Source organism: Neisseria sp. HMSC056A03 (assembly GCF_001815685.1).
Lineage (GTDB): Bacteria > Pseudomonadota > Gammaproteobacteria > Burkholderiales > Neisseriaceae > Neisseria > Neisseria subflava.
Genome location: NZ_KV821633.1, coordinates 76,026 through 76,623 on the forward strand (window position 1 = coordinate 76,026; position 598 = coordinate 76,623).

Below are 598 nucleotides of genomic sequence, written 5' to 3' on the forward strand. Positions count from 1 at the left end.
CGCCCTAGAACGTGTTTTCAACGGCGAAACAAAACGCTTGATTATTAATATTCCGCCGCGATACTCGAAAACGGAAATCGCGGTCGTGAACTTCATCGCGTGGGCGATGGGGTGCGTGCCGGATTGTGAATTTATTCATGCGAGCTATTCCGCAACATTGGCGGTCAATAACTCCGTGCAGATTAGAAACTTGGTGCAGCATGAGGAATATCGGGCAATTTTCCCGAATGTGGAGCTTGAAAGCGAAAGCAGTAGCCATTGGAAGACAACCGAAGGTGGTGTGATGTACGCAACAGGCGCAGGCGGTACGATTACCGGTTTCGGTGCTGGCAAACATCGGGACGGCTTTGGGGGTTGTATCATCATTGACGATCCGCATAAAGCAGACGAAGCACGAAGCGAGGTCAGACGGCAAAACATCATCGACTGGTTTCAAAACACAGTCGAATCCCGTAAGAACAGCCCTGAAACGCCGATCATTCTAATCATGCAACGCCTGCACGAGAAAGACTTAGCAGGCTGGCTGCTTGACGGTGGCAACGGCGAAGAATGGAAACATTTGTGCTTACCAGCGATTCAAGATGACGGCACGGCGTTA

General features: G+C 50.7%; 1 pseudogene. It reads left to right on the forward strand.

Annotated features, from left to right (window positions below):
• Positions 1–598, forward strand: a pseudogene (locus HMPREF3052_RS06510) (terminase); the annotation flags it as partial.